2 protein-coding genes and 1 pseudogene are annotated in these 2,188 nt (G+C 54.9%); 2 read left to right on the top strand and 1 reads right to left on the bottom strand.

Annotated elements, in window-relative coordinates; all coding sequences use genetic code 11:
- Nucleotides 1–285: IclR family transcriptional regulator C-terminal domain-containing protein (locus RR877_RS10445; protein ID WP_332628212.1), on the top strand; the 285-nt coding region annotated here is incomplete at its 5' end.
- A gap of 24 nt (nucleotides 286–309) precedes the next feature.
- Here the strand turns inward: RR877_RS10445 and RR877_RS10440 are convergent.
- On the bottom strand, nucleotides 310–1,755 hold the full coding sequence (locus RR877_RS10440) for a helix-turn-helix domain-containing protein (RefSeq protein ID WP_332551555.1): 1,446 nt from the start codon (nucleotides 1,753–1,755) through the stop codon (nucleotides 310–312).
- 182 nt (nucleotides 1,756–1,937) lie between these two features.
- Between RR877_RS10440 and RR877_RS10435 the strand changes: the two are divergent.
- Nucleotides 1,938–2,188, top strand: a pseudogene (locus RR877_RS10435) (isocitrate lyase); the annotation flags it as partial.

The raw sequence follows: 2,188 nt of genomic DNA, 5'->3' as shown, positions 1-2,188 counted from the left end.
GTGGCGAGCACGGGACCGCGCACCTATCGCGAGCTCAAAGCACTCGTCACTGATGCCGCGACCCAGGGTTATTCCCTGGAGCGTGGAGAGATCACGGAGGGTTTGGCCTCAGTAGGAGTCGTGGTGAAAGACCACATTGGTTGGCCGGCGGCAGGTATCGCCGTGACTTTCTCTGCGGCGGGTTTGAATACCCCAGAAGCTTTCAAAGAGCGAATCGACTCTCTCCTGCCGGAAATGACGGCCACTGCGCACGAGCTCAGCCGTCGTATTCACGGTGCAAGTTAGGCTGAACAATGGCAGCTCTCACAGCTAATTAGTGGGTTCGTGGGCCTCTAAGAATTCAAGAATCTCACGCTGATCAACGCCCAGAATTCCATTTCTGGGGAGCGCTGCAAGCAGGCTCGAATTGATTTTGGGTACCGGGCGAACACCCTCATCCCATTTTGCGGTCAATTCCGCTGGTGCTTCACGACAGCACGACGAATCAGGGCATTCAGAGCGGTGGCGAATGTTGGTGTCTCGGCCACGGAACCACTTCACCGAGGCAAAAGGAGTTCCTACGCTGATCGAGAAGTCGCCCTGGGGAGAGGACTGAATACGTGACGTGCACCAATAGGTGCCCGAGGGCTTGTCGGTGTATTGGTGATAGGGCGTGAAGCGGTCATCGATGGAGAAGACCCGACGGGCACTCCAGTTGCGACACACAATCTGGCCTTCAACGGCACCAAAAACATCCGTTGGGAAAGCAACCTTGTCGTTCTCATATGCCTTCGCCAAAGTTCCACTTTCATGAACCTTGAGGAAGTGCACAGGGATGTCCAAGTGGACGGTGGCAAGGTTTGAGAAGCGGTGGGCAGCAACTTCATATCCCACTGCAAACATGTCCCTCAAGTCTTCTACTGAAAGCTCACGTTGCTCTTTAGCTTGAGTTAAGAAGGGGACGGCACTTGATTCGGGAATAAGAAGAGCACCAGCAAGGTAGTTCGACTGGACGCGCTGATTGAGGTATTCCTCGTAGTTTGTCGGTTCAGAGAATTTCAAAACATGTGCGCTCAAAGCTTGCAAAAGTGCAGTCCGTGGATCACGGCCTTCACGGCCTTCACGTCGGACCGGCAGGAAGATGCGGCCGTTCTTGGTATCTGTCACAGACCGGGTAGATGCGGGAAGATCTGACACGTAGTGCAGAGTGAATCCGAGTTTGTTGGCGAGTTCGGCGGTCAATCGCTCAGAGAGCGGGCCGGTGGTGTGTCCAATCAGGGCGTGGAGTTCTTTGGCTTGAGCTTCCAGGTCGGCGTAGTAATTGTTGACCTCGCGCATTTCTTGACGCAGAGCTGAATTAGCGCGCCGCGCTTCTTCGGGTGTAGCTGCTTTGAGGAGGTGGAGTCGCTCCACTTCTTTCTGGAGACCGAGGATGGTGTCTAGGACACCCTCGCTGAGGCCTTTACTGAGCTTCATCTCCGGGAGTCCCAACGAGGCATACATTCCGTTGCGCTGTGCTCGTTCAATCTCGAGCTCTTTTGAGCTGCGATCAGAAAGTGGTTCTGGGGTGAGAAGTGCGTCGAGGGAAACCCCGAGAGCGGTGGCAATCTGCTGAAGCTGGATGACTCGAGGAGCACGCTTGCCGTTTTCTAACGCAGAGACCTGCGAAGGTGCTCGCTCGATGGCAACAGCGAGTGCTTCGAGGGTCATTCCCTGACGAGTGCGGAGGTCTCGGATGTTCCGGCCAATCAGAAGGGCATCTAGTGGTTCGCTCATGAATTAACTCTCTCAGCTCCAGCAGAGCAAGGGAAGTTTTATAAAACAGAAGTTTTGCCATATTTCTACCCTGAAATGTCATCCAGTGTGGTTGCGGAGGCCAAATACTCGAAGTAACGAAGCAAATGGCAGAAATGTTTCCCACTTTCCAAAACCGTCCCAATCGATCAAAGGAGATCAACATGACATTCCGCACCGGAGACAACACCCAAAGCGCAGCACAGCTGCAGCGCGAATGGGACACCGACCCTCGCTGGGCAGGCATCAAGCGCGACTACACCGCTGAAGAAGTCATCCGCCTCCGCGGCTCGATCACTGAAGAGGCAACCCTGGCTCGACGCGGTGCTGAGAACCTCTGGAACCTCCTGCACACCGAAGAGTGGGTACCTGCACTCGGTGCACTCACGGGAAACCAGGCTGTTCAGCAGATCAA

It is taken from the genome of Aurantimicrobium sp. (assembly GCF_036667855.1).
GTDB lineage: Bacteria > Actinomycetota > Actinomycetes > Actinomycetales > Microbacteriaceae > Aurantimicrobium.
The sequence above is the reverse complement of the archived record's forward strand: the minus strand, read 5'-3'. Positions and strand labels throughout refer to the sequence as shown.

What these genes read in the sequence shown, in the direction of transcription:
- RR877_RS10440 (WP_332551555.1), bottom strand. Translation starts at nt 1,755, where the DNA reads ATGAGCGAACCACTAGATGCCCTTCTGATTGGCCGGAACATCCGAGAC.